Source organism: Lysobacter sp. A289, from assembly GCF_054072675.1.
On the sequence record NZ_JBSVRN010000001.1, the window covers coordinates 322459 to 346510 of the forward strand.

Sequence of the window (24052 nt, forward strand, 5' to 3'; positions counted from 1 at the left end):
GGCGTGTCAAAACGCCGCGGCGATTGTCGAGCTGTTCATCCTTCCGTTACACTTCCTGCCTTTATGAGCCGCCAGCCGTCACCAATCGGGTCGGTCGTGTGGCGGAACGTCGATTACCAGCTTTACGGAGTGCCGGATGGCCAATCCAGGGATCAATGATCCTCATCACGATCCTGCCAGTGGATCCGTCAGTAACCCGGTCAGCAAGCCCGCTGACCTGGGGCGCCGCCGGTTCCTGACGGCGACCACCAGCGTGGTGGGTGCGGTGGGCGCCGGTTTCCTGGCGGTGCCGTTCATCAAGTCGTGGAACCCGAGCGAGCGGGCCAAGCAGGCCGGTGCGCCGATCACCGTCGACATCAGCGCACTCGAAGTGGGTCAGCGCCTGATGCGCGAGTGGCGTGGCCAGCCGATCTGGGTCGTGCGTCGTTCCGAGGCGATCCTGCAGGCGTTGCCCACCCTGGACGACCACCTGCGCGACCCGATGTCGGAGAATCCGGAACAGCAGCCGGCGTATGTGATTGCCGAGCATCCGGAATTGCGCTCGATCAAGCCGGCGGTCTCGGTTCTGGTCGGCATCTGCACTCACCTGGGCTGCTCGCCGGAGATGAAGGCCGAGATCCGGCCCGAGCCGTTCGACCCGAACTGGAAAGGCGGCTACTTCTGCCCCTGCCACAAGTCGAAATTCGACATGGCCGGACGCGTGTACGAGGGGGTGCCGGCGCCAACCAACCTGGTTGTGCCGCCGCATTACTACAAGGACGACGCCACCATCGTGGTCGGCCTCGATCCCCCGTCTTCCAACCAGGGAGCAGCCTGAGTCATGGCGAACATCTTCACCCGTAGCGCCAATGGCGTGATGGATTGGGTCAACGAGCGCGCGCCGGGCATGATGCCGGTCTATCGCAAGCACATGACCGAGTATTACGCCCCGAAGAACTTCAACGTCTGGTACTACTTCGGCGTGTTGGCGATGGTGGTGCTGGTCAACCAGATCTTCACCGGCATCTTCCTGACCATGCACTACAAGCCCAGCTCGGCGGAGGCGTTCGCTTCGGTCGAGTACATCATGCGTGACGTGGAGTGGGGCTGGCTGATCCGCTACATGCACTCCACCGGCGCATCGCTGTTCTTCGTCGTGGTGTACATACACATGTTCCGCGGGCTGATGTACGGCAGTTACCAGAAGCCGCGTGAGCTGGTGTGGATCCTGGGCATGCTGATCTACCTGGTGCTGATGGCCGAAGCCTTCATGGGCTACGTATTGCCGTGGGGCCAGATGTCGTTCTGGGGCGCGAAGGTGATCATCTCGCTGTTCGGCGCGATCCCGGTGATTGGTTCGGGCCTGACCGAATGGATCATGGGCGACTACCTGCCTTCCGACGCGACGCTGGGCCGGTTTTTCGCCCTGCACGTGATTGCGTTGCCGCTGGTGTTGCTGTTGCTGGTGGTGCTGCACATCGGTGCGCTGCACGAGGTGGGTTCCAACAACCCCGACGGCGTCGAGATCAAGAAGGGTCCGAAGGGCAACCGCTGGGACGCGAACAAGCCGGCCGACGGCATCCCGTTCCACCCGTACTACACCGTGCACGACCTGGTCGGGATCGGCGTGTTCCTGATGATTGCCGCGTTCATCATCTTCTTTGCGCCCGCGTTTGGTGGCTGGTTCCTGGAGCATGACAACTTCGTGGAAGCCAACCGCCTGGTCACTCCGGAGCACATCAAGCCGGTCTGGTACTACACCCCGTTCTACGCGATGTTGCGGGTGATCCCCGACAAGCTGGGCGGCGTAATGGTGATGTTTGGTGCGATTGCGATCCTGTTCGCGGTGCCCTGGCTGGATCGCAGCAAGGTCAGGTCGATCCGTTACAAGGGCTGGATCACCAAGGCGATGCTGGCGATGCTGGTGGTCTGCTTCGTCTGGCTGGGCAAGATCGGCTCGGGTCCGGGAACCGACCCGATCGAGACCCATATCGGCCGCGTGCTGACCTTCCTCTACTTCGCTTTCTTCATCACGATGCCGCTATGGAGCAAGCTCGACAAGACCAAGCCGGTACCGGAACGGGTAACGATGCATGAATAAGTCCATGTTTGGCCGAATTACTGTTTTTGTCGCAGGCATGCTGGTCTCGGCCGCAGCGTTTGCGGCCAGCGGCGGCGGCCTGTTGCAGGCTGGGACCAATCTCAACGACGAAGGCTCTCTGCAGCGCGGTGCCCAGCTGTACATGAACTACTGCTCGGCTTGCCATTCGCTGAAGTACCTGCGGTACTCGCGGTTGGCCTCCGACCTGGGCCTGACCGAAGAGCAGGTGATGTCCAACCTGGTCTTTACCGACGCCAAGTTTGGTGACCATATCGAAGTGGCGATGCCCGAGGCCGGGGCGACCGCCTGGTTCGGCAAGATGCCGCCGGACCTGAGCCTGATCTCCCGCTCCCGCGGCAGCGATTGGGTGTATACCTATCTGAAGTCGTTTTACCTGGACGAATCCGCAGCGCTGGGCTGGAACAACAAGTTGTTCCCGGACGTAGCGATGCCCAACCCGTTGTGGAAGCTGCAAGGACTGCAGCACGCCGAGTACGGCGATCCCGACCCGGTCACTGGTGACAAGGTGGTCAATGGACTCACCATCACCCAGGCCGGGACACTGGACCCGGCCGCGTTTGATCGGTCGGTACGTGATATCACTGCATTCCTCGAGTACGCGGGTGAACCTGCTGCCCTCAAGCGCCAGAGCCTGGGTGTGTGGGTCATCTTGTTCCTGGCGGTGTTCACGCTGTTCGCCTGGCTCTTGAACAAAGAGTATTGGCGGGACGTGGACTAGTCAGACGCACCTGTCCATGAGCAGCCGGCGATTGTTGCTGGCTGTGGGGGTGCGTTGCTCGAGGCCGTGACGACTGCCCGCGCTGGGTGGGCAGCGTCTTGTATCCGGCGGATTCCGGATGCTGGAGAGGTCGACAATGGCGGCGAGCCCACGTATGCGTAATGCCCTTACCCTGTTTTCCGCGAACGATTGCGTGTTGTGCCACCGGGTAAGGCTGGTGCTGGCAGCCAAGGGTGTCACGTACGATTTGATTCCGGTCGACCCCCAGGATCCACCGGAAGACCTGATCGATCTCAACCCGTACCATTCCGTGCCGACGCTGGTGGAACGCGACCTGGTGCTCTACGCGGCAAGCGTGGTCAGCGAGTACCTCGATGAGCGTTATCCGCACCCGCCGTTGATGCCCGTGGACCCGCTGTCACGGGCCCGATTGCGCCTGGCCACGTTGCGCCTGGAAATCGACTGGGTGCCACAGGTGCAAGCGATCCAGCTGGGCACCAAGACCCAGGCCGATGCCGGCCGCAAGCGGCTGAAAGAGCTTCTGGTTGCGTCGGTGCCCTTGTTCAAGGCGTTCAAGTTTTTCCTCAATGCCGAGATGAGCCTGGCCGATTGCGCGATGGCGCCGATCATCTGGCGGCTGCCGTCACTGGGCGTGGCGTTGCCGAGGGACGGCAAGTCCATCGAGGATTACGGTAGCCGGATTTTCCGTAACCCGGGCTTTGCACGCAGCCTGACCGAGCAAGAGCGGCGGCTGAACGAGCTGCCGGGCTGATCCGGGAAATCGCTCCGGAAATGGGCATCGATCCGGGTGCCCTGGCCGGGCCGGTTGGCTTAAACTGCCCACATGAGTGAACAAAGCCTCCCGATGACCAGTCATCGCCCCTACTTGCTGCGGGCACTGTACGAATGGATCGCCGACAACGGCATGACGCCGCACTTGCTGGTCGATGCCAAAGCGCCGGGTGTCCGGGTGCCGGCCAGCGCAGTAAGCGACGGCCGGATCGTGCTCAATATCGCCGACCGCGCCGTGTCCGCGCTGGAAATGAGCAACGAATCCATTCGTTTCAGCGCCCGTTTTGGCGGTGTCAGCCAGTCAATTTCGGTGCCGGTGGGTGCGGTGCTGGCGATCTACGCACGTGAGACCGGGCACGGCATGGCCTTGCCCGATGATGTCGGTGTGGAGGCGGGCGCTGCGGATGGTGCCGGTATCGACTCGGCCAGTGCTGCCCGGCCCGGCACCGATGATGGCGCTGCCGAGTCCGCTCGCCCGTCCCTGAGTGCGGTGCCCAGCGACCCGGCCGCAGCATCGCCTGCCGATGGCGATCGTGATGATGGTCCCGATGATGGTTCGGACGGTCCCGGGCCGCGCCGTGGCGGACACCTGAGGGTGGTCAAGTAGGCGGGCTGACCGGTCCGATAAACGACACCAGACGGTTGCCGCGCAATACCAGCCGGCCGACGTGTCGATCCTCCCCGTCGCGGGAATAGTCGAAGCGGAACGTACGTTCCCATCCCAGCCAACCATCATGGCCACGGCACAGTCGTAGACCAATGGCATGCACGCTCTGGTCCAGCCACTGGACCCCCGCTGCATTGCAGGCGTCGCGCCCCACCTCTTCGGCGCGCTCGGCCGCGCCACGTCCTGCGCTCCAGAACGCGAAGCCGGCGCCGGCGACCAGCATGATGATCAGCAGGGTCGGCATGGTCAGCCCGTCGCGGGCGGCGAGCCGAGCTTGAGCGACAGGTCGATCGCCTGCACATGCTTGGTCAGCCCGCCGATGGAGATGCAGTCGACGCCGTCCTCGGCGATGGCGCGAAGTCCGGGCAGGTCGACACCGCCGGAGACTTCCAACGGCACCCGGCGCGCGTGCGCTGCGTTGATCCGGACGGCCTCGCGCCGGGTGGGAGCATCGAAGTTGTCGATCAGGATGCGGTCGCAGCCGACCTCCAGCGCCTCGCGCAGTTCGGCCAGGGTCTCGACTTCGACGATCAGCGGCAACGACGGTTGTGCTGAGCGCGCCGCATTGATCGCCGCGGTCAGCGAGCCGGACGCGCGCACGTGGTTCTCCTTCAGCATCACCGCGTCGAACAGGCCCATGCGGTGGTTGGTGCCGCCGCCGACGCGCACGGCGTACTTCTGCGCCTGGCGCAAACCGGGGATGGTCTTGCGGGTGTCGAGGATCTTTGCCCGGGTGCCGCTTACCGCCGCGACGTAGCTCGCGGTGGTGGTGGCGGTCGCCGACAGGGTCTGCATGAAATTCAATGACGTGCGCTCGGCGCTGACCAGCGCGCGGGCACGGCCGTCCAGTGTTGCCAATACGGTGCCGGCGGTCACGTGGTCGCCTTCGTTTACCTTCCAGTCGATCCGGACCTGCGGGTCCAGCGCGCGGTGGCAGGTATCGAACCACGGCCGCCCGCACACCACGGCGTCCTCCTTGCACAGCAGGTAGGCAGTGTCGGCGGTATCGGGTAGTAGCGCGGCAGTGACGTCGCCGCTACCAAGGTCTTCGGCCAACGCATTGGCGACGTCGGCGTCAACCGCACGCTGGGGCGGGTGGAAGTCGGCCGTCATGCCGACGGAAATCCATCGACCTGCGCGGTCATGATCGCCTCGTCGCCCAGCAACACCGGAATGCCGTCGTCGACCCGGTAGACGCGTTTGCGGTCAGCGGTCACCAGGGCCTCGCGCAGCGGCTCAACCTGGGGGCTGCCGTCGTCCCGGGATACCGTGGTGCCGGCGATCGCGTCATTCAGTACTTGCAACCCACGTCCCTCGAGCATGGCCAATGGCTGGCGGGTGATCGGGCAGACGAGCAGATCGAGCAACTTGCGGTCCATGGGGTGGGAGTCTCCAGTTCATTCGGGATGTTCACACGCATGGCGCTTGCGTGCATGCCCGGTAGAATACCGTTTTGCCGCAGGGTCCAACCATGACAGACACCGCACCGAGGCCGCTGGTCGGCATCGTGATGGGTTCGCGCTCCGACTGGGAGACGATGCAGCACGCCGTCGCACGACTGGAAGCGCTGGGTGTTGCCCACGAGGTGCGAGTGGTTTCCGCGCACCGCACGCCCGATGCGCTGTTCGACTATGCCGCCAGTGCGGCCGGTCGCGGCCTGCGCGCCATCATCGCTGGTGCCGGCGGCGCGGCGCACCTGCCGGGCATGCTGGCGTCCAAGACCACGGTGCCGGTGCTGGGCGTGCCGGTGCAGAGCAAGGCGCTCAACGGCATGGACTCGCTGCTGTCGATCGTGCAGATGCCCGCCGGTGTCCCGGTGGCCACTTTCGCCATTGGTGATGCGGGCGCGGCCAATGCGGCACTGTTCGCGGCGGCCATGCTGGCGGTCGAGTATCCGGCGGTCGGCGAGGCATTGGCCCAGTTCCGGGAACGGCAAACCAACGACGTCGCCCGCAACGACGACCCACGTCGATGAGCACGGTCGGCATTCTCGGTGGTGGCCAGCTGGCCCGGATGATGGCCTTGGCGGGTGCTCCGCTGGGGTTGCGTTTCCTGGTCATGGACACCGCTGCCGATGCCTGCGCCGGCCAGTTCGCGCCGATGGTGGTGGGCGATTACGTGGACCAGGAGGCATTGGGCGAGTTTGCGTCCCGCATCGACGTAGCTACGTTTGATTTCGAGAACGTGCCGGCCGAGTCGGCCAAATGGCTGGTCGATCGGGTTCCGGTATTCCCCAACCCGCGCGCGCTGGGTACCGCCCAGGATCGGCTGGCCGAGAAGACCCTGTTCCGCGAGCTCGGCATCCCGGTGCCCGACTTCGCCGTGGTCGATACCCGCGGACAGCTCGACCAGGCGATCGCCAGCGTCGGGCTGCCGTGCATCCTGAAAACCCGGCGTCTGGGCTATGACGGCAAGGGCCAGTTCCGGATCAAGACCGCGGGCGACGCCGACGCGGCCTGGACGGCACTGGGCGCGCAGGCGGCGAAGGTCGGCCTGATCCTGGAAGGCTTTGTCCACTTCCAGCGTGAGTTGAGCGTGGTCGCCGTGCGCGGACGTGATGGCGAGTTCCGCACCTGGCCGCTGACCGAAAACTGGCACGTCGACGGTGTGCTGTCGGCCAGCCTGGCACCGGCGAGCGTCGACGATGCGCTGGCCGAGCGTGCGTTTGCCTATGCACGCAAGCTGGCCGATGCGCTGGACTATGTCGGCGTGCTGGCGCTGGAGCTGTTCTGCCGGGACGGTGAACTGCTGGCGAACGAGCTCGCGCCGCGGGTGCACAACTCCGGGCACTGGACCATTGAGGGTGCGGAGACGAGCCAGTTCGAGAACCACCTGCGTGCAGTGCTCGGCCGACCGTTGGGTTCCACGCGGATGCTCGGTCACGCCTGCATGCTCAACTGGATCGGCGCGATGCCCGAGGCCAACCCTATACTGGCCGAGCCGTCGGGTCATTGGCATGACTACGGCAAGTCCGCGCGGGACGGGCGCAAGGTTGGCCATGCCACCTTGCGGGCCGACTCCACCGACGAGCTGGTCAACGCATTGGAGAGGGTCGGCGCAGCGCTGGGGCGCGAGGCTCAAGTCTCACCGGTAATCGCCAGGTTGCAGGGAGATCTGCAAAAATAAAAAAACGGCCGGGTCGCCCCGGCCGCTCGTGTTGCGCATCAACCGTCCGGTTACTTCATGTTCGAAGCAACGAACTCCCAGTTGACCAGGTTCCAGAACGACTCCACGTACTTCGGCCGCGCATTGCGGTAGTCGATGTAGTAGGCGTGCTCCCACACGTCGCAGGTCAGCAACGCGGTGTCGCTGCCGGTCAGCGGGGTGTTGGCGTTGGCGGTGCTGACCAGTGCCAGCGAACCATCGGCGCGCTGTACCAGCCAGCCCCAGCCGGAACCGAAAGTCTTGATCGCGGTGTCGCTGAACTGCTGCTTGAACTTGGCGAAATCACCAAATGCCTTGTTGATGGCGTCCAGCACCTTGCCGGTCGGCTCGCCGCCGCCGTTGGGTGACAGGCAGTTCCAGTAGAAGGTGTGGTTCCAGACCTGCGCGGCGTTGTTGAACATGCCGCCCTGAGACTTGCGGATGATGTCTTCCAGCGGCATGTCGGCGAACTCGGTGCCCTCGATCATCTTGTTGAGGTTGTCGACGTACGCCTTGTGATGCTTGCCGTAGTGGTAGTCCAGCGTCTCTGCCGAGATGTGCGGCTCAAGCGCGTTCTTGTCGTAGGGCAGGGGAGGCAGTTCGATGGCCATTGGCGGGCTCCTGATGAAGGTAACTCTGGGGAACAGCAAAAGATTACAATCTCCATTCTATCCCCACCCCATGTTGCGTGGCCGTCAATGGTCACGGCAAGCCAACCCAGGAGCGCGCCAATGTCGGTGATCGAGCGGATCCAGGCCCAGGTCGAGAGCCACCCGGTCGTGTTGTTCATGAAGGGCACGGCGGAGTTCCCGATGTGCGGCTTCTCCAGTCGCGCGGTGCAGGCGTTGCACGCCGCCGGCGCTACCCGGCTGCATACCTTCAACGTGCTGGAGGACCCGGAGGTCCGCGCCAACCTGCCGCGTTATTCCAACTGGCCGACCTTCCCGCAGCTGTTTATCCATGGTGAGCTGATCGGCGGCTGCGACATCACTGTCGAGCTGCAGGAGTCGGGGGAGCTGGCGCGGATGATCAGCGAGACCCAGGCCCAGTGAACTCGGTGGTAGGCACTCCTGATCCGGGCACGGCTGCTGCCGCCACGTCGGACTTGCGCGACCGCGTGATTCTGGTCACCGGTGCCCATGGTGGTTTGGGCAGTGTTGCGGCCAAGGCTTGCGCGCGCGCGGGCGCGACCGTGGTGCTGCTGGGCCGCAAGCTGCCCGGGTTGAACCGGGTCCATGATGCGATCGTTGCCGACGGCGCCGCTGCATTGCTGTATCCGTTGGATCTTGTAGGCGCATCGCCGGATGATTACGCCGAGATGGCCACGCGCATCGGCGCCGAGCTTGGACGCCTCGACGGCGTGTTGCATTGTGCCGCCGACTTTTCCGGATTGACTCCGTTGCTGCATACCGATCCGGCCGCGTTCGCGCGCGCGATCCACGTCAACCTGACCGCACCGTGGTGGCTCAGCCAGGCGTGCCTGCCATTGCTGGAAAAAGCCGAAGATGCGGCGCTGGTGTTCGCCATCGACGACCTGGCCAGGGTCGGCAAGGCGTTCTGGGGCGGTTATGGAATCGCCCAGCATGGCCTTGCCAGCCTGGTCGGCATGCTGCATGCGGAACTGGCCAACTCGCCGGTACGCGTCAGCGGGCTGCAACCCGGGCCGATGCGTACGCCGCTGCGGGCCAAGGCCTATGTCGAGGAAACCATGCACCTGGCCGATGATCCCCAGGCCTATGCGCAATCCTGCGTGACCCTGCTGTCGAGCGCCGGCGCGATCCATCGCGGCCAGGTCTGGGCACCCAAGCCGTGAGCGTCGCCGCATGACTATCGCCTCCGCTGCGCTGCTGCTGTTCCTGATCCTGGATCCGTTGGGCAATATCCCGATCTTCCTGAGCCTGTTGCGCACGCTGCCACCGGAGCGGCAACGCTTCGTGTTGGCGCGCGAACTGTTGATCGCCCTGGTCGTGCTCATGCTGTTCCTGTGGGGCGGCAAGTACGCGCTGGAAGTGATGCACCTGCGCCAGGACTCGGTCGCGATCGCCGGCGGTATCGTCTTGTTCCTGATCGGCATCCGGATGATCTTCCCGCCGCCGGAGGGGCTGATGGGCGCGTTGCCTGACGGTGAGCCCTTCATCGTGCCGCTGGCCATCCCACTGATCGCCGGCCCGTCCGGCATGGCCGCGGTACTGCTGATGGGCAGCAACGAGCCCGACCGCCTGGGTGAGTGGAGCCTGGCGCTGCTGATCGCCTGGGGCTTGACCGCGGCGATCCTGTTCTCGGCGACCTATCTGTACAAGTGGCTCGGTTCGCGCGTGCTCAGCGCAGTGGAGCGCTTGATGGGCATGTTGCTGGTCGCGATCTCGGTACAGATGTTCCTTGATGGGCTGGTCGGATACCTGGCGGTCGCGTCCTGACCAACGCCTTGCCGGGGGTCCGCAGGGCGGGTATATGATCCAGCGACCGTGGGGGAGACGGTCATAATTCTGTAAAACATCCGCTCTAGTATGTCGCCATGTTAATATGACGTTAACTGGCAACCACCAGTTTTTTTGCGTCAACACCCAAGAAAGCCCTGCCGTCGCCCCACCGATGGTTACGTCCAGTTACCCACCGCCTCGAGGCCCTTCGTCATGAACCACCCCAGCCGCATCCGGTTGTCCAAGCTCACCCTGGGACTGCTCGTAGTCCTTGCTTCTGCTCCCGCATTCGCACAGAGCACTTCCGCCGGTCTTGGTGGTCAGGTGTCTGGTGCCGACGGCCAGCCGGTTGCCGGCGCGGAGGTCACCATCGTGCATGACGAATCGGGCACGGTCAGTCGCGTCACCACCGACGCCAGCGGGCGCTATACCGCGCGAGGCCTGCGCGTGGGTGGGCCGTACACCGTCACCATCAACAAGGCGGGTGCGGGGTCCTCTTCGGAGGACGACGTGTACCTGGCCCTGAACCAGGTGGGCACCGTTAATGTGCAACTCGACAACGATGTCACCACGCTGACGACGGTGCAGGCGGTTGCCACCGGAGTTGGCTCGGAGATATTCAGCGCCACCAAGATGGGCACCGGCACCAACGTTACCCAAGAGCAGATCGATTCGTTGCCGTCAGCCAGTCGCAACATCCAGGACTACATTCGCCTGGATCCGCGCATTGCGCAGACCGACAAGGGTGACGGCGCGATCTCGGCCGGCGGCCAGAACTCGCGCTTCAACGTGATCCGGATCGACGGCGTCAACAGCAGCGATCCGTTCGGCCTTGAAGCCAACAACATGCCGACCATGCGGCAGCCGGTCTCGATGGATGCGATCGAAGAAATCAACATCGACCTGGCCAACTACGACACCACCATCGCCGGCGGCACCGGCGCGATCGTCAACGCGGTCACCAAGTCCGGCACCAACGAGTTCCACGGTTCCGCCTACTTCGCCATGCGTGACGGTGACTGGGTTCGCGAAGACCTGGCGGGCGAGGAGTTCCAGGGCTTCGACAAGGAAGAGACCTACGGCTTCACCCTGGGTGGCCCGCTGATCAAGGACAAGTTGTTCTTCTTCGCCAACTACGAGCAGTTCACCCGTACCGCCCCGGGCGTCAGCCTGGTGGGTACCCCGTATGGCCGTGGCGAGATCACCGACGCCGACATCGCCCGCGTGCAGGCTGCGGCCCAGGGCTACGGCTTTGACGCCGGTGGCATGACCCCGCCGGCCAGCGCCGAGACCGATATCGAGGAATACGCGCTCAAGCTGGACTGGAACATCAACGACGATCACCGCGCCGCGCTGCGCTACAGCAAGCTCGAGCAGTCGGTGCCGCAGATCCCGGGTTTCGGCAGCGGTGGCATCTCGCTGCGCAGCCACTGGTACGACCAGGACAAGGTCTTCGAGAGCGTGGTCGGTGAGGTCTTCAGCAACTGGAGCGACAACTTCACCACCGAGTTCAAGGTCTCGCGTCGCGACTACTCGTCGATCGCGTCCAACTACGCCAACCTGCCCGGCATCATCATCGATGACGGTGAAAACACCATCAACCTGGGCACCGAGCGCAACCGCCACGCCAACGTGGTCGACACCGAGCAGACCACCCTGTTCGGCGCGGGTACCTGGTATGTCGGCGACCACGCCATCAAGTTCGGTTTCGACTATGAGGACAACGACGTCCTCAACTACTACGGTCGCGACATCAACGGCGTCTATACCTTCGACAGCATCGAGGACTTCGAGAACAACAACCCCTCGCGCTACCAGGTGCGCGCCCCGCGTCCGGGTGGCAGCTACGCGGACATCCCGGCGGCGTACAACTTCAAGAACACCGGTGTGTTCATCCAGGACGACTGGGCGGTCAATTACAACCTGAGCCTGATGTTCGGCGTGCGCTTGGACATGCCGGAGTTCGGCAACCGCCCGATCTACAACCCGCGCATCCAGGAGATCTACGGCTACGATAACTCCGTCACCCTGGACAAGAAGCTGGTGCAGCCGCGCTTCGGGTTCAACTACACCTTCGACAGTGAGCGTCCGACCCAGCTGCGCGGCGGCGTGGGCCTGTTCCAGGGCGGCAACCCCAACGTCTGGCTGGCCGGCCCGTTCCAGAACACCGGCCTGAACTTCGACTCCTATGACTTCCGTGGAGACGCCACCCCGGGGTTCGACGCGAGCCTGCCGCCGACGGTCGTCGGTGGCGATATTGGCACCCCGCTGATCACCGCCGACATCATGGCGCCGGGCCTGGCCCTGCCGTCGATCTGGAAGGCCAACCTGGCGATCGACCACGAACTGCCGTGGTACGGCCTGGTCGGCTCGGCCGAGTTGCTGGTGACCAAGAACAAGGACGCGCTGTGGTTTGACCGCATCGACGTGGGCGGCGCCACCTACCAGGGCCAGGACGGCCGCATGATCTACTGGAACGCGGCGGGCCTGGACCCGGCCAATGCCGGCCGGTTCGGCATCGATGCGGGACTCAATGGCGCCGGTGACCGCGCCAACAAGGACCCGGGTGTCAACCAGGCGATCGTGATCCGCAACACCAACAAGGGCTCGGCGCGTCAGCTGACGCTCTCGCTGTCCAAGCCGATGGTCGAGAACTGGGGCTGGAGCGTGGGCTATACCCACACCGACGCCACCGAGTTCAGCCCGGCCACCAGCTCGCAGAACTCCTCGAACTGGAACAACTCACTGGTGTTCAACACCAACGAGCCGGTTGGCTACAACTCGCGCTACGCGATCCGCGACCGCTTCACCGGTGCGGTCACCTGGCAGAAGGACCTGTTCGGCGACAACACCACCAGCGTCGGCATGTTCTATGAAGGCCGCGCGGGTCGTCCGTACAGCTACATCTTCTACAACGACGTCAACGGCGACAGTGCCGAGACCAACGACCTGTTCTACGTGCCGTCGGGCCCGGGTGACGTGATGTGGACCGGTGGCGCCGAGATGGAGCAGGAGTTCTTCGACTGGATGGCGACCAGCGCCCCCGAGCTGCAGCGTTACCGTGGCCAGGTGGCTCCGGCCAACGAGTTCCGGGCCAGCTGGGTCAACACCTTCGACGTGCGCATCAGTCAGGAGATTCCGGCGTTCTTCAAGGGCCACAAGGCCGAGATCGCGCTGGACATCATGAACTTCGGCAACCTGCTCAACAAGGACTGGGGTGTGGTCGAGGACTACGGCTTCTATGCGACCCGCCGCGTGGCCAATTACGCCGGTATCGATCCGGACACCGGCAAGTACATCTACAACTTCAGCGGCTCCACCGACAACGAGAACATCCAGGACGGTGCAGGCCGCTCCAACCCGGGTATCTCGCGCTGGTCGGCGATGCTGAGCTTCAAGTACAAGTTCTGATCACACTCGGAATGCAGTAATCCAACGGCCGGGGCAACCCGGCCGTTTTTGTGTGCGCTAAAGTCGTCCACCATAAGAACCATAATCAAGGGAACCCAATGACCGCCCCCACCAACGCGACCCTGCCGACTGTCAATGCCCGCATCCATCCACGCGGTGGCCTGGACCTGCTGTCGCGTGCGGAAGTCGCGCGCCTTGCCGATGCGTCGGCCGGCGGCATGCATGACCTGTTGCGCCGTTGTGCGCTGGCCGTGCTCACCAGCGGCAGCGCCTCGGACGACCCGCGTGCCGCGCAGGAGCTGTACCCGGACTTCGATATCCAGGTCCACCAGCAGGATCGCGGCGTGCGCATCGACCTGCAACATGCCCCGGCGATGGCCTTCGTCGACGGCCAGATCATCCGCGGCGTCGCCGAACTGCTGGCCGCCGTGGTGCGCGACCTGGCCTATCACGCGATCGACCTCGGCGTGGATGCCGGTCGTGACCTGGACAGCAGCAGCGGTATCACCGATGCGGTATTCGGCCTGCTGCGCAACGCGCACGTGCTGCTGCCCGCCGACCCCAACCTGGTGGTGTGCTGGGGCGGCCACTCGATCAGTCGCGAGGAGTACCTCTACACCAAGGAGGTCGGCTACCACCTGGGCCTGCGCGGCCTCGACATCTGCACCGGCTGCGGCCCGGGCGCGATGAAGGGGCCGATGAAGGGCGCCACCATCGCCCACGCCAAGCAACGCAAGCGCCGGATGCGCTACATCGGCGTGACCGAGCCGGGAATCATCGCCGCCGAGTCGCCCAACCCGATCGTCAACCACCTGGTGATCATGCCGGACATCGAGAAGCGGCTGGAGGCCTTCATCCGCATCGGCCACGGCATCATCGTGTTCCCCGGTGGCGTCGGCACCGCCGAGGAGATCCTGTACCTGTTGGGCATCCTGCTGCGCGAGGAGAACGCCGACGTACCGTTCCCGCTGGTATTCAGCGGCCCGACCGCCTCGGCGCCATACTTCGAGCAGATCGACAAGTTCATTCGCCTGACCCTGGGCGATGCGGCGACCAAGCGCTACGAGATCATCACCGGCAACCCGGTCGCGACAGCCCGGCGCATGGCCAACGGCGTGCACAAGGTGCGCGACCACCGCCTGGAGAAGCGCGACTCGTTTTTCTTCAACTGGTCGGTCAACGTGCCGTTGGAGTTCCAGCGGCCGTTTGTCCCGACCCACGAAGCAATGGCCGCACTGGACCTGCACCACGGCCGCAAGCCGCATGAACTGGCCGCCGACCTGCGCCGCGCGTTCTCCGGCATCGTCGCTGGCAACGTCAAGGAAGACGGCATGCGCCGGATCGAAGAGCACGGCGCGTTCGAGATCAACGGCGACCCCGAGATCATGGCTTCGCTGGACGGCCTGCTGCGCGCCTTCGTCGAGCAGCGCCGGATGAAGATTGCCGGGGATTACAAGCCGTGTTATCGGGTCGTCGCCTGAGCTGCCTGCCGCCCAGGCAGGCCTGGGCAATTCGGCTTTTGATCCTCATCCCCCCTTTTGACCGTCATCCCCGCGAAGGCGGGGATCCATGGACTTTGATATTCAAGCGCCGAAAAACCTCGACGCTCACCCCTCGACCGGCAACCGCACCGTGGCGATAAACCGTCCGGCCTCGACCTGCGTCTGCACGCTGCCGCGGCCGCCGGTCAATGCCTCGATCCGAACCTGTGAGGCGTTCAACCCGACTTGGTGACCGGCAAACGACAGCCCGCCCGCCGGTGGCAGCGGGTTGCTGATCCGCACCACAACCGTGTCGGGCATGGTGCTCACGTTGACGTCAATGTCCCCGCTGGCCATCCGCTCCACCCCGTGCCGGATCGCGTTCTCCACCAGCGGCTGGATCGACAGCGCCGGTACCGTCACCGCCGGCAACTCGCGCGGCAAGTGCCAGCCAATCGTCAGGCGATCACCAAAGCGCAGCGCCTCGATCTCCAGATACCGCCGCGCCAGCGATAGCTCGTCTTCCAGCGATATCTGCCGCGGCCCCGCCAGCGCCGCGCGGAACAGGTCGGCCAGGTCCAGCAGCAAGCGTTCCGCCTCCTCCGGCCGCTCATGCACGAGTGCCGCGCCGGTGTTGAGCGTGTTGAACAGGAAGTGCGGCCGGATGCGCGCTTGCAGGGCCTGCAACTCGGATTGCTTGGCGCGGACCGCGTGGAGCCGGCCGCGCCAATGGTTCTGGAAGGCGGCTAGGCCTAGGAGGCCGACGGCCAGCACGATGCCGGTCAACTGCGAGGTCAATACGGCCCATTCGTAGTCCCCCATTGGCCAGGCGGGACCGAAAAACAACCAAGCAAGGCCCACGACCAGCCAAGTGTTGACCAATAGCAGGCCCAACGTGATGTAAGCCAGGCGTTGTGGCCGTATTCGCTCCAACACCCGGCGGAACAGGTACAACGTGCCCAAGGCCAGCAGCGCGATCCATTGGATCACCATCGAGGCGAGACCGAACTGGATCCATCGGTCACCGGACACCCCCGGCGCCAGCGCGAGCACCACCGCCAGGCACTCGCCAGCCAGCAAAACCCAGACAATCGCGGGTGCCTGCCATAGCGCATCCAGTGGGCGAGGGGCTTTGTCGGTATCGAGCATTGTTTGGCAGGGCAGGCAACGGAGCTTGCATCATGCCTGCTGAACGGCGATCTGGCAGCCGGAACAGCCGTCCACGACGCTATCGCTGCCGCCTATCGGCACTCGCTGGCGATTGTCGGGATACCTGCCTAATGTAGGCAACCGTAGCTTCCCCGGGGAGGGGACGATGCAGTTTCTCGACCGGCAACATCAGCCGACTCAACTACCGTCGCGTGGTCACCTTGGTGCGGGCAGCGCTGGATTCACCTTGATTGAATTGATGATTACCTTGGTCGTGTTGGCTGTGGTTGTCACCATGGCTGCCCCCAGCTTTTCCAGACTGATAGATTCCAACCGCCTGACTGCATCCGCCAACGAGGTTGTCGGGGCGATGCAGCTTGCGAAGATAGAAGCAGTGCGGCGCAATTCGAGTGTCGTGCTGTGCCCGAGTACGGATGGCGCCATTTGCGCCGGCGACGATTGGCGCCGACTTATCGTGTTTGCGGACGAGGATGGAAACAGCGCGGTGGATGCTCCTGCCGACGAGATCATCCGTAACCTCACGATTGCGGATAGTGCTATTACCGTCACCCCGAGCACCAACACTGCAAGCAACCAGCGTATACGGTTTGGAGCGGATGGTTTTGCCCGTGTTGGTGGAGCAGGAGCAAGGGAAGGTGGTTTGTCTGTGTGCTCCACCGACCTCGACGCCGCCGAAAACACGCGCGACATTCTCGTCGCCGTGAGCCGCATCAGCGTCAGTACCCGAAATGGTACTGACGCATGCAGTGCTAGAACGGATTGAGGGCCTAATTCATGATTCACCCGTTGACTTCTCATCGCCGAAAGCAATCGGGCACCAGTCTGCTTGAAGTGCTGATCGCAGTATTGATCATGGCAGTTGGCATGCTGGGCATGGCGGCGCTCCAGGCAGTAACCCTGAAGAACAGTAATAGCTCGACTGCCAGATCCCAGGCAGTAATGCAGACCTATTCGCTGTTCGATCGGTTACGCCTGAATCGTATCGCCGCCATGGGCGGTAGCTATAACGTCGGCTGGAGTTGCACCTCCGCGGCGGATGACCCTGATGTGGCCGATGACGATTCGACCGATTTCTCTGTATTCAACGGCTGGTTGGTCAACCTGCAGAACGAACTCGGCCCGGGTACATGCGGCCGTATCCAGTGCGCCGCCGACTCGTGCACGGTCGGCGTGCGTTGGGATGACAGCCGTGGAACCGGTGATGCCGACACGCTCGAAACCCTTGAAATAGAAACCATCAGCAGGCTGTGACATGACGGTTAACAAGAATATCCGGCGTGCCGGACGACACCCCGCCTATCTAGCTCGCGGCGTGACACTGATTGAGTTGATGATTGCTTTGCTGCTCGGCTTGGTGGTCTCGGCAGTAGCAGGAGGCATTTTCCTAGCCAACAAACGCGTGTACGCGTCCACAGAGACACTCAATCGCATTCAGGAAAATACCCGGGTGTCATTCGAGATCATGGCGCGTGACCTTCGCGAGGCAGGCGGGAATCCCTGTGGGGGTGGCATCCCGATTGTTTCGCAACTTGTAACCGGCGAAAACTCCTGGTGGACCGAGTATGCAGACGGTTTGCATGGATACCCTGCGGGTGTAGCAGCTCCCGGTACCACCAGTGGCGCGGGGGCCGCGCAACGGGTGGCCGATACGGATGCCGTTGATTTGCATTTGGCGAATAGTGGTGATATTCGTGTAACCAGTCACACCACACCGAGCTCAGTGCTGGATGTCACGTCTACGGACGGCATATCTGACGGGGACATCCTGATGGTGTGCAACAGCACCGTCGCGATGGTCTTTCAGGCGACTGGAGTCGCCGGGGGGGGCTTGAAGATCCAGCACGACGGTGGCGGTGGCCCCACCGAGGGCAATTGCGGTAATGAGTTCCAGTACAAGCGAAATTGCGCGTCCGGTGCGAGTGGAGCTTTTGGATACTGTTTCCTGGTGCCAGCCGGTGCCTCGTCCAGCGCCCAGTGCGCTAAGCATGCCCGCTCACCTGCAACGGTGGTGCAGGTACAGAGCTTCCGTTGGTATATCGGCAACAATGGCGGCGGCGGTCGCTCCCTCTACCGCGCAACACTGATCAACGAAAACGATTTGGCGGTGCCCACCGTGGACGAGACCGTCGAGATTGCCGAGGGCGTCATCGGCATGGAGCTGCGCTATCGCTCCAACGGCTTGGCCGCGTTCCAAGCCGCAGGTGCCATCGCCAACTGGGCCGCAGTTAACGCTGTGCAGGTGAATCTCACCGTGACAGGCGTCGAGGGTGCGTTACAGGGCAATTACATCGAAGGTACGGATGGTCAGGCGCTATCGCGCGATTTGACCTACGTGGTTGCACTACGCAATAAGGAGGGCGTGCTGTGACCCGTCAATTTTCAGCACAATCCCGTAATCACGGCCAGCGGGGTGTCGCCCTGATCGTCGTGTTGTTGCTGTTGCTTGTGGTGACTCTGCTCGGGCTGGCCTCGATGCGTGGAACCCTGTTGCAGGAGCGGATGGCAGGCAACGTCAATGCGCGTAGCCACGCGTTCCAGTCGGCTGAGGCAGTCCTGCGCGAGGCGGAAGCGGTTGCAACGACAATGCCTGTGCTGCCTGCGGCTGGCTGTAATGATGGCGTCTGCGCCATGCCCATCAATGGTGCCGCCCCCGCTTGGCAGGCGGCTGGCTTCTGGGATGACGGTGGCGAGTTCAGCGAGGCAAGCGAACCGATCGGGCAAATCACTTCCCAGTACGTCGTCGAAGACTACGGACAGGCGGAAAGTGCGAGCTGCACGGGCAGTATTGATATGTCCGCCGCGCCATGTACCGATATCAAGCAGGTCTACCGCATTACCGTGCGCAGTGAAACGCCAAATGGTGCGGAAGTGTTGCTGCAGTCCACCTATGAGGTGCCAATGCCATGAAGGCTTACGTGAACCGCAAACTATCCACTCGCCGTGCTTTTGACCTGCGCGCGCCCATCGCAATGTTTCTCGTGACCTGCTTGGCGCTTCCCGCCAGCGCCGCGACGAGCTTTCCCGATTATCCGTTGCAGACTGGTACCGATTCGATTCCGCCAAACATCATGTTCATCCTGGATAACTCGGGGTCGATGGCTTCGGTCTCGATGCCCGACTGCCACGTCGACCCCCAGTACTTCGGGACGAGCGTCGGCTGCTCGGGAGAATTGAACGACAGTGCAAACGATCGTTCTTATTTGAATAACACGATTTACTATGACCCCAGCATCGACTATGAGGCCTGGTTGACGGCGAACGGCGACCGGATGACCGGCGGAACCGACTTCACTCAAGTATTCACCTCCTGGAATGAAGCGAACGGCGACGACCTGCGCTGTGGATGGAACTGTTCTGTTAATGGAACCCGCGACCTTCGCGGCAACGACGAATCGATTTTCTACGTGCCCAAGGATGGGGTGACGTCGTCGACGGATGAAGACGATTTCGACCGTTACTGGATCAGCTCCAGTGGCAAGGTCGTAAGCATGACCGCGACGCGCAGACAGGTCTCCGGATTTCCAAAAGGACCCCTGAACTCGAGCATGAATTCCAGCAGCCATCGGACGTTTACGATCGACGTCACATCCGACGTCACCCGGATTGAAGTTTCGACCACGGGTGGCGGCACAGGCGTTGAGTTGAACCTGATCGACCCAAGGGGCGACAGGCAGTGCAGGTCAGGCAACGGGAATGGAAGCGAGTCGTGTTCGGAAAATGCCCCGCGGGATGGCACCTGGACCGTTCAGGTATATCGAGACAACGATGCCCAGTTTTCGGATGTGATGCTCGATGCACACCTGGCCACCACGTCCGAGGTTGAAACGACTCCTACCGGTCGGGATCAGGCGGACGAGCTCACCAACATCGCCACCTGGTATTCGTACTACCGCACGCGCATGAAGACAGCAAAGGCCGGTGCTTCCGAAGCTTTTGCGACCCTGGGGAGAAACTATCGCGTCGGCTATACACCCATCAACGGACGTTCGGATGACCTCAGCTCTGATGGTACCGATGCCATCATCCCGGTAGGCATCAATGACGGGCTGTTCGAAGATGTAGAGGGAACCAACAAGACGGCTTGGTTCGATGACGTTCATGGTGAGGTGGTGCAGGATGGTTCGACGCCTCTGCGCGGAGCACTGAACGATGTCGGAGATTACTTCAAGCGCACCGACCCCAACGGGCCGTGGGGTCCGCAGGGAGGCGCCAGTCAGTTGTCGTGCAGGCAGAACTTCGCGATCCTGACGACCGACGGCTATTGGAACGACAGCAGGGACTCTACGTTCGGACTCGCAGATGAAGACGGCGACGGCCATAAAGTTACCTTGGCCGACGTGGCTGCTCATTATTACAACACCGACCTGCGCGGCGGTATGGACGACAACGTGCCGGTGTCGGCGTCGGACGCCGCTGATTGGCAGCATATGGTGACCTTCGGTATTTCCATCGGTCTGCAGGGAACATTGACTCCAACGATCCCTCCTCCCACGGATTGGCCGAATCCGATGACCAACGTCGAGGACGCTCGACGAATCGACGATCTTTATCACGCGTCAGTCAACGGGCACGGTAGCTTTATTGCGGCCTCCAACGCGACCGCGTTCGCGGCGGCGCTCAAGGGTGCCCTCGCGACGATCTCAAAGCGGCGCTCCTCGGGCTCCAATGTCACTTCCAACGGCCCGCAACTCAATGCAGGTTCCCGCATCTTCCAGGCAACCTTCACTTCTGGCGAATGGTCTGGCGACGTCCAAAGCATCGCTCTGGCAACTGCCGGGGGTATTGGCGCGTCCAGCTGGAGCATGGTTGACGAGATCGAGGACGATGCAGATGCGTTCCTCGCGCGTGGCGTATACACGTGGGACAACGACGACTCCGATGGCGCGTCATTCCCGACGACTGCCCAAACCACGGCGCTTGAGCGCACGGGTGGATCGGCACCGGTGACGGGCGCCCACAATGCCGATTACATCAAGGGTGACCGTTCGCGTGAAGGCGGGAGCAGTAAGTTGCGCGTGCGTACCACGCCGATCGGTGACATCGTCAATTCCTCACCTTTCTATTCGGAACAGGCTGCGGCCCTGTTCATTGGCGCCAACGATGGCATGCTCCATGCGATCAACAGCGCTTCGGGTGTAGTGGAGTTCTCATATGTTCCCGCAGGTCTGAACTTCACGGCGTTGTCTTCGCTCAGCGACCCGGAGTATCAGCACAGGTTTTTCGTTGATGGCGGTATCGACGTGAGTACTCGTGCGCAGGGTGGGGACCGGAACATCCTCGTGGCATCGCTCGGACGGGGTGGTAAGGGCGTGTTCGCGCTGGACGTGACAAATCCGTCGACCTTCGACGATACCGGTGTCCTCTGGGACGCGACTGTCACGACCGACCCCGATATGGGCTATGTACTGGGTGCTCCGTTGGTCCGCAAAGGAATCGGTGACGTTACATATGCATTCGTGGGTAACGGTATCGAGAGCGCCAACGGTAGTTCCACTCTGTTTGTGTACAACGCAGACACGGGTGACGAAGTGGCGAAGATCGTGGTTGACGCCGATGGGGGTGGATTAGCTGCGCCACGTGCTGCCGACACCAACCTGGATGGGATCGCTGACACCATCTATGCAGGTGACATGTCGGGTCAGGTGTGGAGGTTCGACATTACCGGTAACATCAATCAATGGGACAATGCCTCGAATCGAAGGCTTTTGTTCACCGCTACGGACGCATCAGGCAATGCGCAGCCGATCACCGGTGCAGTCGCGATCGCGCGTGAGCCGGTCAGCGAGCGCATCTTCGTTTCGTTTGGCACAGGCCGTTATATTTCTGTCGACGACTTGGGCACTTCGTCCACTCAGACCATGTATGCGCTAGTTGATGATGGCACCGCTATTCCCGGACGCGCCGCCCTGCAGCAACGCTCCATACCACGGACCGGGGTTGACTCAACAGGTCGTCCAGCCCGGTCGTGGGAGGCGTACTCGGTGTTGCCGGAAGACGCGCAAGGATGGTTCGTCGACCTGGGTATTCCTACGGCCGGTGAGCGTGTGGTTACCGGTCCCTTCCTGCGCGGCCGGGCCTTGTGGTTCTCCAGCATCATTCCGCAAGCGGGCAGTGGGTGTGATGCAGGTGGCAGCGGCTATCTCAACGCGATCGACGTGTTTACCGGCACTAATCCGCAGGTTGGTGGAGGCGGTGGTACCGGCAGCTACCTAGATATTGATGGTGATGGTGAAGGAAACGACAAAGTGGGTGGGGGCGATGGCGATGATGGCGATGACGCCGGTGATGACGGGTTCGTTGGCTCGGTGGACTTGGGCATTGGCATGCCCGGTCAGGGTGTGGGCGTCGGGAACAATGTTTACGCCTGCGGCAGCGATGGCGAGTGCGGCTCCGTCCCCACGCCTCCCGATTCCTCAGGCGCGCGACGCCTAGGCTGGCGCGAACTATTTAACAGGAACTGACCATGATGCTTGCACGCAATCGGCATAGCGGTTTCAGCCTCATTGAGCTGATGATCACGATCGTGATCATCGCTGTGCTAGCGGCGATCGCATATCCCAGTTATCAAAATCACGTGATCAAAACGCGTCGAGCGGCTGCAGCTGCCTGCACGATGGAGGCAGCGCAGTTCATGGAGCGCTTCTACACCACTAACATGCGCTACAACACCGACCGGGACGGTAATGCAGTCGCACTGCCCGCGAGCCAGTGCGCCAATGAACTTGCGATTCACTACGGCATTCAGTTGGCGGGTGGAACAACGGCCACAGCCTTTTCGATCGAAGCCGTGCCGGTGGCGGGCAGTCAGCAAGCTGCCAAGGACACCAAATGCGGGACATTGGCGATCAATCAAACGGGAGCCAAGTCCGTTAGCAATGCCGCCACCGATCCCAACGAGTGTTGGTGATCGAGCTCGAAAAAGGATCTTCGCGGCCCCCCTAGCAGGCTGCTGAAATATCCACTCGGAGCACTGCTCCCGGCCCTTCATTTGTGCCGCCGCGAGCAGGGTGGTGAAAGTTTCACCACCTTGCGGTCGGTTTTGATCTTTCAGGCCACTTTCCAGGCATTTTCCACCCGTTTCATGGCATTTGCCCGCTTTGCAGGCGCAACTGTCCCAAAGTTCGCATCCTTATCAAGTTGTAGGCGGCCATGTTCAGCACGAAGACCTGGTCGACTTTTTCCAATCCGCGCACCATCACCTGGCGGATGCGGCCAATCAGCTTCGCCCAGCCAAAGCCCTGTTCGATCAGCTTGCGTTTGGTTTGGGAGATCGCGTAACCCGCGCTGGCGGCGATGGCATCGGGTACCGCCGAGCGCCGGTTGCTGGTGTTTTGCGCCACGTGCGGGGCGACCTTCATCTCCTGCAGTGCTTCGATGAACTCGGCGGCGTCGTACCCCTTGTCCGCGCCCAGCCAGTGTCAGCGCGCCTTCCGGATTGGCTTGGCACGCATCGTTGATCATGGCCTTGGCCGCTTCGCGCTCGGCGTAACCGTCGGCCCGCGTGACGCGGGCATTGGCAATCAGCCCGTGGCGGTTGTCGGACAAGGTTTGGCCGATGTAACGCAGCTCGCTGGCCGTGTTGCCTTTGCGGTATAGGCGGGCATCCGGGTCGGTCTTGGAGGCATGCGTATCGTTACTGCGCGATTTGCCACGAAAGTCCGTGCCGTCTCCGTCATCGTCCTTGCGCACGAAGGTTTTGTGACCGGCCCAGGCCAGGATCAACGTGCCGTCGACGCTGAAGTGTTCACCCGACAACCAGCCCTCGGACTCGGCCATCTCCACGATCTCGTTGAACAGCGCCACCACCACGTCGTGCTCGATCAGCCGCTCGCGGTTCTTGCTGAATACCGTCGGCACCCACACCGCGTCGTCCATCGACAGGCCAATGAACCAGCGGAACAACAGGTTGTAGTGCACCTGCTCCATCAGTTGCCGCTCCGAGCGGATGCTGTAGAACGCCTGCAGCAACATCGTCCGCGCCAGCTTCTCCGGCGCAATGCTGGGGCGGCCGCCGACCTGGGTCGGCGCGTACATCCGCTCGAACAGGCCGTCCAGCCGCTGCAACGCCACGTTGACCATCTCCCGCACCGGGCGCAGTGGGTGGTTGGCCGGGATGCGGCTAGTCTAAGCTGGTGAGGGGTATTTCAG

General features: G+C 62.7%; 23 protein-coding genes and 1 pseudogene. 18 read left to right on the top strand and 6 right to left on the bottom strand.

The genetic code is table 11. The annotated features are described in order from the left end of the window. The first annotated feature begins 136 nt into the window (after positions 1-136). The 5 genes from petA (at position 137) to ACW5DN_RS01615 (ending at position 4218) form a co-directional block, all read left to right on the top strand. Positions 137-817, top strand: coding sequence for a ubiquinol-cytochrome c reductase iron-sulfur subunit (petA, locus tag ACW5DN_RS01595; protein WP_456961015.1), 681 nt, complete (start codon positions 137-139; stop codon positions 815-817). 3 nt (positions 818-820) lie between these two features. Beyond that, positions 821-2080, top strand: a complete 1260-nt coding sequence (locus ACW5DN_RS01600; RefSeq protein WP_456961016.1) for a cytochrome b — start codon at positions 821-823, stop codon at positions 2078-2080. Continuing rightward, on the top strand, positions 2073-2819 hold the full coding sequence (locus ACW5DN_RS01605; protein WP_456961017.1) for a cytochrome c1: 747 nt from the start codon (positions 2073-2075) through the stop codon (positions 2817-2819). The genes ACW5DN_RS01600 and ACW5DN_RS01605 overlap by 8 nt, the downstream gene beginning before the upstream one ends. A 136-nt stretch (positions 2820-2955) precedes the next feature. Beyond that, a complete protein-coding gene (locus tag ACW5DN_RS01610) occupies positions 2956-3591 on the top strand; it encodes a glutathione S-transferase N-terminal domain-containing protein (protein WP_456961018.1) in 636 nt (211 codons plus the stop codon). Positions 3592-3663: 72 nt separating this feature from the next. Continuing rightward, a complete protein-coding gene (locus tag ACW5DN_RS01615) occupies positions 3664-4218 on the top strand; it encodes a ClpXP protease specificity-enhancing factor (RefSeq protein ID WP_456961019.1) in 555 nt (184 codons plus the stop codon). Here ACW5DN_RS01615 and ACW5DN_RS01620 read toward each other — a convergent pair. Genes ACW5DN_RS01620 through ACW5DN_RS01630 form a run of 3 tightly spaced genes read right to left on the bottom strand, consistent with a single transcriptional unit; the run spans position 4211 to position 5657 of the window. Then, positions 4211-4522 (bottom strand): DUF3301 domain-containing protein, encoded by a 312-nt coding sequence (locus ACW5DN_RS01620; protein ID WP_456961020.1) that lies wholly within the window; start codon positions 4520-4522, stop codon positions 4211-4213. The two genes, ACW5DN_RS01615 and ACW5DN_RS01620, sit on opposite strands and share 8 nt — an antisense overlap. Before the next feature lie 2 nt (positions 4523-4524). After that, the gene (nadC, locus tag ACW5DN_RS01625; protein ID WP_456961021.1) at positions 4525-5391 is read right to left on the bottom strand and encodes a carboxylating nicotinate-nucleotide diphosphorylase; all 867 of its coding nucleotides are present in this window, start codon (positions 5389-5391) and stop codon (positions 4525-4527) included. After that, complete coding sequence (locus ACW5DN_RS01630; protein ID WP_456961022.1) at positions 5388-5657, bottom strand: Trm112 family protein; 270 nt, start codon at positions 5655-5657, stop codon at positions 5388-5390. The genes nadC and ACW5DN_RS01630 overlap by 4 nt, the downstream gene beginning before the upstream one ends. 92 nt (positions 5658-5749) lie before the next feature. Between ACW5DN_RS01630 and purE the strand changes: the two genes are divergently transcribed. Continuing rightward, complete coding sequence (purE, locus tag ACW5DN_RS01635; protein ID WP_456961023.1) at positions 5750-6253, top strand: 5-(carboxyamino)imidazole ribonucleotide mutase; 504 nt, start codon at positions 5750-5752, stop codon at positions 6251-6253. Further along, positions 6250-7404, top strand: a complete 1155-nt coding sequence (locus ACW5DN_RS01640; protein ID WP_456961024.1) for a 5-(carboxyamino)imidazole ribonucleotide synthase — start codon at positions 6250-6252, stop codon at positions 7402-7404. Before purE ends, ACW5DN_RS01640 begins: the two co-directional genes overlap by 4 nt. 50 nt (positions 7405-7454) lie before the next feature. Here the strand turns inward: ACW5DN_RS01640 and sodB are convergent, their stop codons facing one another. Continuing rightward, on the bottom strand, positions 7455-8033 hold the full coding sequence (gene sodB / locus ACW5DN_RS01645) for a superoxide dismutase [Fe] (RefSeq protein ID WP_456961025.1): 579 nt from the start codon (positions 8031-8033) through the stop codon (positions 7455-7457). A gap of 120 nt (positions 8034-8153) precedes the next feature. On the opposite strand from sodB, the gene grxD reads away from it, so the two are divergent. From grxD to ppnN, 5 genes are all read left to right on the top strand, one after another. Beyond that, positions 8154-8474 carry a Grx4 family monothiol glutaredoxin gene (gene grxD / locus ACW5DN_RS01650; protein WP_456961026.1) on the top strand — a complete coding sequence of 107 codons (321 nt, stop codon included), beginning with the start codon at positions 8154-8156 and terminating at the stop codon, positions 8472-8474. A gap of 5 nt (positions 8475-8479) precedes the next feature. Beyond that, complete coding sequence (locus ACW5DN_RS01655) at positions 8480-9235, top strand: SDR family NAD(P)-dependent oxidoreductase (RefSeq protein WP_456962928.1); 756 nt, start codon at positions 8480-8482, stop codon at positions 9233-9235. A gap of 10 nt (positions 9236-9245) precedes the next feature. After that, the gene (locus tag ACW5DN_RS01660) at positions 9246-9839 is read left to right on the top strand and encodes a MarC family protein (RefSeq protein WP_456961027.1); all 594 of its coding nucleotides are present in this window, start codon (positions 9246-9248) and stop codon (positions 9837-9839) included. A 216-nt stretch (positions 9840-10055) separates the two neighbouring features. Next, complete coding sequence (locus tag ACW5DN_RS01665; protein WP_456961028.1) at positions 10056-13253, top strand: TonB-dependent receptor; 3198 nt, start codon at positions 10056-10058, stop codon at positions 13251-13253. 98 nt (positions 13254-13351) lie between these two features. After that, the gene (gene ppnN / locus ACW5DN_RS01670; protein WP_456961029.1) at positions 13352-14734 is read left to right on the top strand and encodes a nucleotide 5'-monophosphate nucleosidase PpnN; all 1383 of its coding nucleotides are present in this window, start codon (positions 13352-13354) and stop codon (positions 14732-14734) included. A gap of 126 nt (positions 14735-14860) precedes the next feature. Here the strand turns inward: ppnN and ACW5DN_RS01675 are convergent, their stop codons facing one another. After that, positions 14861-15883 carry a sensor histidine kinase gene (locus ACW5DN_RS01675; protein WP_456961030.1) on the bottom strand — a complete coding sequence of 341 codons (1023 nt, stop codon included), beginning with the start codon at positions 15881-15883 and terminating at the stop codon, positions 14861-14863. 166 nt (positions 15884-16049) lie between these two features. On the opposite strand from ACW5DN_RS01675, the gene ACW5DN_RS01680 reads away from it, so the two are divergent. From ACW5DN_RS01680 to ACW5DN_RS01705, 6 genes are read left to right on the top strand one after another with little or no spacing between them, the layout of a single operon-like run. Next, the gene (locus ACW5DN_RS01680) at positions 16050-16667 is read left to right on the top strand and encodes a GspH/FimT family pseudopilin (RefSeq protein ID WP_456961031.1); all 618 of its coding nucleotides are present in this window, start codon (positions 16050-16052) and stop codon (positions 16665-16667) included. An 11-nt stretch (positions 16668-16678) separates the two neighbouring features. Continuing rightward, positions 16679-17155 carry a type IV pilus modification protein PilV gene (pilV, locus tag ACW5DN_RS01685; protein ID WP_456961032.1) on the top strand — a complete coding sequence of 159 codons (477 nt, stop codon included), beginning with the start codon at positions 16679-16681 and terminating at the stop codon, positions 17153-17155. Position 17156: 1 nt separating this feature from the next. Next, a complete protein-coding gene (locus tag ACW5DN_RS01690; protein ID WP_456961033.1) occupies positions 17157-18272 on the top strand; it encodes a PilW family protein in 1116 nt (371 codons plus the stop codon). Continuing rightward, a complete protein-coding gene (locus ACW5DN_RS01695) occupies positions 18269-18811 on the top strand; it encodes a pilus assembly PilX family protein (protein ID WP_456961034.1) in 543 nt (180 codons plus the stop codon). Before ACW5DN_RS01690 ends, ACW5DN_RS01695 begins: the two co-directional genes overlap by 4 nt. Next, positions 18808-22365: a PilC/PilY family type IV pilus protein gene (locus ACW5DN_RS01700; protein WP_456961035.1), complete on the top strand. Its 3558-nt coding sequence runs from the start codon at positions 18808-18810 to the stop codon at positions 22363-22365. Before ACW5DN_RS01695 ends, ACW5DN_RS01700 begins: the two co-directional genes overlap by 4 nt. A gap of 2 nt (positions 22366-22367) precedes the next feature. Then, complete coding sequence (locus tag ACW5DN_RS01705; protein ID WP_456961036.1) at positions 22368-22811, top strand: type IV pilin protein; 444 nt, start codon at positions 22368-22370, stop codon at positions 22809-22811. A 172-nt stretch (positions 22812-22983) separates the two neighbouring features. Here ACW5DN_RS01705 and ACW5DN_RS01710 read toward each other — a convergent pair. Then, positions 22984-24019 (bottom strand): annotated as a pseudogene (locus ACW5DN_RS01710) (IS5 family transposase). Between the last annotated feature and the right edge of the window lie 33 nt (positions 24020-24052).

Excerpts from the sequence above, each read along its gene's own strand:
- petA (WP_456961015.1), top strand. The coding sequence starts at position 137 with ATGGCCAATCCAGGGATCAATGATCCTCATCACGATCCTGCCAGTGGA.
- ACW5DN_RS01600 (WP_456961016.1), top strand. The coding sequence starts at position 821 with ATGGCGAACATCTTCACCCGTAGCGCCAATGGCGTGATGGATTGGGTC.
- ACW5DN_RS01605 (WP_456961017.1), top strand. The coding sequence starts at position 2,073 with ATGAATAAGTCCATGTTTGGCCGAATTACTGTTTTTGTCGCAGGCATG.
- ACW5DN_RS01610 (WP_456961018.1), top strand. The coding sequence starts at position 2,956 with ATGGCGGCGAGCCCACGTATGCGTAATGCCCTTACCCTGTTTTCCGCG.
- ACW5DN_RS01615 (WP_456961019.1), top strand. The coding sequence starts at position 3,664 with ATGAGTGAACAAAGCCTCCCGATGACCAGTCATCGCCCCTACTTGCTG.
- ACW5DN_RS01620 (WP_456961020.1), bottom strand. The coding sequence starts at position 4,522 with ATGCCGACCCTGCTGATCATCATGCTGGTCGCCGGCGCCGGCTTCGCG.
- nadC (WP_456961021.1), bottom strand. The coding sequence starts at position 5,391 with ATGACGGCCGACTTCCACCCGCCCCAGCGTGCGGTTGACGCCGACGTC.
- ACW5DN_RS01630 (WP_456961022.1), bottom strand. The coding sequence starts at position 5,657 with ATGGACCGCAAGTTGCTCGATCTGCTCGTCTGCCCGATCACCCGCCAG.
- purE (WP_456961023.1), top strand. The coding sequence starts at position 5,750 with ATGACAGACACCGCACCGAGGCCGCTGGTCGGCATCGTGATGGGTTCG.
- ACW5DN_RS01640 (WP_456961024.1), top strand. The coding sequence starts at position 6,250 with ATGAGCACGGTCGGCATTCTCGGTGGTGGCCAGCTGGCCCGGATGATG.
- sodB (WP_456961025.1), bottom strand. The coding sequence starts at position 8,033 with ATGGCCATCGAACTGCCTCCCCTGCCCTACGACAAGAACGCGCTTGAG.
- grxD (WP_456961026.1), top strand. The coding sequence starts at position 8,154 with ATGTCGGTGATCGAGCGGATCCAGGCCCAGGTCGAGAGCCACCCGGTC.
- ACW5DN_RS01660 (WP_456961027.1), top strand. The coding sequence starts at position 9,246 with ATGACTATCGCCTCCGCTGCGCTGCTGCTGTTCCTGATCCTGGATCCG.
- ACW5DN_RS01665 (WP_456961028.1), top strand. The coding sequence starts at position 10,056 with ATGAACCACCCCAGCCGCATCCGGTTGTCCAAGCTCACCCTGGGACTG.
- ppnN (WP_456961029.1), top strand. The coding sequence starts at position 13,352 with ATGACCGCCCCCACCAACGCGACCCTGCCGACTGTCAATGCCCGCATC.
- ACW5DN_RS01675 (WP_456961030.1), bottom strand. The coding sequence starts at position 15,883 with ATGCTCGATACCGACAAAGCCCCTCGCCCACTGGATGCGCTATGGCAG.
- ACW5DN_RS01680 (WP_456961031.1), top strand. The coding sequence starts at position 16,050 with ATGCAGTTTCTCGACCGGCAACATCAGCCGACTCAACTACCGTCGCGT.
- pilV (WP_456961032.1), top strand. The coding sequence starts at position 16,679 with ATGATTCACCCGTTGACTTCTCATCGCCGAAAGCAATCGGGCACCAGT.
- ACW5DN_RS01690 (WP_456961033.1), top strand. The coding sequence starts at position 17,157 with ATGACGGTTAACAAGAATATCCGGCGTGCCGGACGACACCCCGCCTAT.
- ACW5DN_RS01700 (WP_456961035.1), top strand. The coding sequence starts at position 18,808 with ATGAAGGCTTACGTGAACCGCAAACTATCCACTCGCCGTGCTTTTGAC.
- ACW5DN_RS01705 (WP_456961036.1), top strand. The coding sequence starts at position 22,368 with ATGATGCTTGCACGCAATCGGCATAGCGGTTTCAGCCTCATTGAGCTG.